The sequence below is a fragment of the Pseudoalteromonas sp. genome (assembly GCF_041613455.1).
In the GTDB taxonomy this organism is placed as follows: domain Bacteria; phylum Pseudomonadota; class Gammaproteobacteria; order Enterobacterales; family Alteromonadaceae; genus Pseudoalteromonas.
The window spans coordinates 1-4,814 of record NZ_JBFJHD010000225.1 but is presented as its reverse complement, the minus strand read 5'-3'; the positions used below and the strand labels follow the sequence as shown (position 1 = coordinate 4,814).

Annotated in this window: 3 protein-coding genes and 2 pseudogenes; 2 read left to right on the top strand and 3 right to left on the bottom strand. The window is 44.8% G+C overall.

Annotated features, from left to right (window positions below):
• Window positions 1–155 (top strand): annotated as a pseudogene (locus tag ABYB02_RS14745) (GNAT family N-acetyltransferase); the annotation flags it as partial.
• Between the two features lie 63 nt (window positions 156–218).
• Here ABYB02_RS14745 and ABYB02_RS14740 read toward each other — a convergent pair.
• Window positions 219–665: a DUF4826 family protein gene (locus tag ABYB02_RS14740; RefSeq protein WP_372763164.1), complete on the bottom strand. Its 447-nt coding sequence runs from the start codon at window positions 663–665 to the stop codon at window positions 219–221.
• Between the two features lie 119 nt (window positions 666–784).
• Complete coding sequence (locus ABYB02_RS14735) at window positions 785–2,116, bottom strand: M28 family peptidase (RefSeq protein WP_372763165.1); 1,332 nt, start codon at window positions 2,114–2,116, stop codon at window positions 785–787.
• A 363-nt stretch (window positions 2,117–2,479) separates the two neighbouring features.
• Here ABYB02_RS14735 and ABYB02_RS14730 point away from each other — a divergent pair, with 363 nt between their 5' ends.
• Entirely contained in the window at window positions 2,480–4,327 is a 1,848-nt protein-coding gene (locus ABYB02_RS14730; RefSeq protein WP_372763163.1) for an ABC transporter ATP-binding protein, read from the top strand.
• Window positions 4,328–4,396: 69 nt separating this feature from the next.
• Here the strand turns inward: ABYB02_RS14730 and ABYB02_RS14725 are convergent.
• A pseudogene (locus ABYB02_RS14725) lies at window positions 4,397–4,814 on the bottom strand (endonuclease); the annotation flags it as partial.

Genomic DNA, 4,814 nt, shown 5'->3' with positions numbered 1-4,814 from the left:
TCAGTATTAACTGTATTTTAGATGAAGTGGAATTGTTTAAACAAAACGGCTTTATGCAACACGGTAATGTATTTATGGAAGCTGGCATAGCACGCCAACGTATGCAGTGCCCTGTTGAGCAATTTGAAACCCGGCCATTTACATTAACCCATTAAAAAGCGAGCTAGTAAAAACTACTAGCTCGCTTTTTTAGTTTTGTTATTTAACCTCTGAGCTGGTTATTTAGGCTCATTCGCCCACAGTTGATCATTATCGTGCATTTCGTATAAGCCATGGGCACGATTAATTAATAAGTTAGCAAAATCCACCTGCGTTTTATCACGTACACCGGTACTCATTATTTGATCTGCCTTTAACTGCCATTGCAATGAAAAATAGCGCAGCGCTTCGCGGGCATCTTTAGCCGCACTTACTTGGGCATGATCTGTAGGTAAGCGTCCAGTGATCACCCAGTAATCTTTGCCGTTTTGCGCTTTGAACTTCCATAGCGCACATAACGGCGCTAAAAAGCGGCTGTCTTTTTCAATCACGGTTTTCGGCAGAATGCCTTTTTCGGCTAAATGCTTTTGCGCATTTTGAAAGCATTCACGCTGCCATAATAGCTGTTGTTTTTCTGCTTCGGCTTGCTGCTCTGCTGTTAACGGTTTTTTTTCTTGTTGTGTCATTATTAATAACCTTTTACTTCTTTTTTAACACTCTAAGGGCTTAGCAAATAAGGTGCAAGCACTAAAAGCGCTTTATCTACCCTAAAAGCCGCTGTTTGCGTGGTTTTTAGCCGATTCTATTAATTTACGCTATGCTCAAATGCGCCTACATCACCAGGAAACACCACCGGAGACTCAATCCCCTGCTGATTAACAGCAGCCACACCAAAGTAATAGTTATCAATCACGACATTTTTTAGCGTCGCGTGCGTTACCTTGCCCACCATTTTACTAAATTGCCATTGTGGCTCACTGGTGTAACGCCAATAAAGTCGATAACCGGCTATCGTATTATCGCTTGCTGGCTGCCACGATAACTGCGTATCACCAGACACCGCCCCTGTAATTTTTACCCCTTTCGGGGGTGCCGGTGCCCATGCCATAGAGGCTAAACTTACCGCATTTAATGAGGTTAACTTTGCGGCGTAAGCAAAATCGACTCCGTCAATGGTATCACCGTAAACAGTGCCGTTTTCAGTGCGTAAATCTTGGTGTTGACGGTGGTAATGCTCATTGGTTTCCATAATACGTACCGCCGCAAAGCCGGCATCGTTGAAGGGACGATGATGCCCACCACGACCAAATCGGTCTAGGCGGTAAACCAGTATGGTATCTAAGTTAGCAATGTATTTATCGGCAATAGTGTCTATGTAGCGTGCTAAATTACGGCTCGCCGAATCCACTTCGCCGCCGGTAAAGCGACGGGTACGTGCTTGCTGCGCTGTTTCGATTACGCGGGTACCTTCTGAAAATATGCGCGCCGTGGTATTATCGGTTACGCCATTAATGCCGGTAATATTACCAATCATATCGTTATTAAGTACGGCATGAATGTTCCAATTGTGCTGCTGAGCATACGCGGTAAGAATTTTGCCACCAAATAGTCCCTGCTCTTCGCCCGAAAGCGCGGCATACACCACTGAGCCATTAAATTTATATTGGCTCAGTACGCGAGCCGCTTCTAAGACACCCGCCACTCCCGATGCATTATCGTTAGCACCCGGTGCATCGCTGGTAAAATCCATCACATCACTTACGCGAGAGTCGATATCACCCGACATCATCACCATGCGGTTTGGCTCATTAATACCGCGCTGAATAGCAATAATATTCACCACTTCAGTGAGGTTAGGAATACGTTTTTCACCCGAAATGGTGTCTTTTACTTCTAGTATTTCTAAGCAGCCGCCGCATTGTGCGGATATTTTTTCGAATTCTTGTTTGATCCAACGCCTTGCAGCGCCAATGCCACGGGTAGGTGATTGCGTGTCTGACAAGGTATGGCGCGTACCAAAGTTAACTAAAGTTTGAATATCATTGCCAATACGCTGCGCCGATACCGCATTAGCAATATTATGCAGCTGTTGCTGCGCATCAATGGCAACATCAGTATTTGTGGCATTGGCGCTCATACCAAGAGAGCAAACACCGATTAGACTGCCACAGTGTAATAATTTTTTGACCTTGCTTAAGCGTATATTGCGCATAATAAACTCCTCGTAAAGATAAACTCACCCTACAGACAAGCAGCGCTTATGAGCAATGCTTTTGCGATAAACATAAATAGTTATGGGCTAAGTAACTTGAGAATTGGAAAATAAATCGATCTCTAGTCAGTATTTTCTGCGTTAACGGCGTTAGTAACTCTCTTAGTAGAGTTCAGACTAAGTAACAATTTATTCATTATCTAAGCAAAAAAATGTTGCCTCGTTTCTCTATTAACCGCTGACAGTGGTATAGTGAAGCTCGTTTATAAAAATTTTTAAGCTATTAAAATGTATCGATTATTTGAGCGGATGACCAAGCCGTTTCCAAACCATAAGCCGACCCAACCGCCTAATACGCTATTTGCTTTTTGTCGTCATTACACTAAAGGCATGGGCTTATCGTTAGTGCTTATGTCAATCAGTGCCGCCTTGTTAGCCATTTTAGAGGTGTCGTTATTTAGCTACATGGGGCAACTTGTAGACTGGTTAACGCTTTACACACCACAAACGTTATTTAAAGAGCAGCAGCCAGCATTAATAAAAATGGCTGTTATGTTATTGATTGTGTTACCTGTGGTGGTGTTTTTTCATTCGGCCATTTTACATCAAGCACTGTTAGGCAATTACCCGATGTCGATACGCTGGTTAGCGCATCGTTACTTATTGCGTCAAAGTGTTAGTTTTTATCAAAATGAGTTTGCCGGACGTATCGCCACTAAAGTATTACAAACGTCGTTGGCAGTACGCGAAGCGGTGACCAAGTTACTCGATGTACTAATGTACATTACAGTCTATTTTGGCTCTATGGTGTTTTTAGTTGCCGCAGCCGATTGGCGCTTGATGATCCCACTACTAGTGTGGCTGGCGTTATATATATGCGTGCAACTTTACTTTGTACCACGGTTAAAAAGCATTGCTAGTTCACAAGCCGATGCGCGTTCAGAAATGACTGGGCGCATTGTGGACAGCTACACCAATATTACCACCATTAAACTGTTCTCTTATACCCAGCGTGAGGAGCAATACGCCAAACAAAGTATGGATGTATTTTTGCAACCGGTTTATAAGCAAATGCGTTTGGTTACCAGTTTAAATGTGGTGATCCAAAGCTTAAATTATTTGTTGGTATTCTCAGTAGCGGCGCTGTCTTTATATTTATGGTCGCTGAGCGCAATTAGCGCGGGTGCCATTGCTGTGGCGGTAAGTTTAGCCCTTAGATTAAACGGCATGGCGCAGTGGATCATGTGGGAAGTGAGCAGCTTGTTTGAAAATATTGGCACTGCGGCTGATGGTATGAAAACCCTGTCTACCCCAATCGCCGTTGCCGATAAAACCGATGCAGCCACGCTCAAGGTAACGCAAGGTGCAATTGAGTTTAAAGATGTGCACTTTAACTATGGCAAAGCCGTAAACGAGACTCAGCGCAGCCCGGTGATCAATGGCTTAAACTTATCGATTAAAGCCGGTGAAAAAATTGGCTTAGTGGGTCGCTCAGGCGCCGGTAAATCAACACTGGTTAACTTATTGCTGCGTTTTTACGATACCGACTCAGGTAGCATTAAAATTGATGGGCAAAACATTACCGATGTAAGCCAAGAAAGCTTACGCCGCTATATTGCAATGGTAACCCAAGACACATCGCTACTGCACCGCTCGGTAAAAGATAACATTTTATATGGCCGACCAGACGCCAGCGAAGCTGACATGATAAGCGCCACTAAACAAGCCAAAGCATTTGAATTTATTAACGATTTAGTTGATATAAAAGGCAATAAAGGCTTCGCTGCACAAGTGGGTGAGCGCGGCGTTACCCTTTCAGGTGGGCAGCGACAACGCATTGCAATCGCACGGGTGCTGCTGAAAAACGCGCCAATATTAATCCTCGACGAGGCCACCAGCGCACTCGACTCTGAAGTCGAAGCCGCTATTCAAGCAAGTTTAGACGATTTAATGACAGGTAAAACCGTGATTGCTATTGCCCACCGGTTATCGACCATTGCCCAAATGGACCGCTTGATTGTACTTGACGAAGGCGGTGTGGTAGAGCAAGGCAGTCATGCAGAGTTAATAGCGCAAGGGGGGATTTATGCAGCCCTGTGGGCACATCAAACCGGCGGCTTTATTGGCGTAGAGTAATGTAACCACCGCGGTGCTAGACACCGCGCATAACTATTCACACTACTGATCGCTATGTCATATTTTGTTTTAACTGCGCAGCGTCAAAGTGATCAACACAACAGCATGATCTGTGCTTAGGTCGTCACGTTCAAATTCGGGGTTGAGCAAATGACGGTCGTAGCTGTGATAGTCTGTTACTGCAAAAAAACTGTCGTCGTAGCTGGTATCAAACTCACACGACAATAATATGTAATCAAGTACTGAGCTGCTTGCTCCATAGTAATGGGTTGGCTTACGCGTGATTAAGTGTTGCGCAGGCTCATTCACCGCGCCTATTACGTCTGCCGCAGCGGGTGCGGGCGGCGCCATCGTCGCCTGCTGTGTTTTTATATATAACTGCCATGCATCGTATAAACAATAGCGAGCAAGGTAGGTGCGCGCGTCAATCGCTGGCGCAAAGCGCAGCGTATTGGTGAGTAAATGATTAAGCACTCCATCGGCTAAG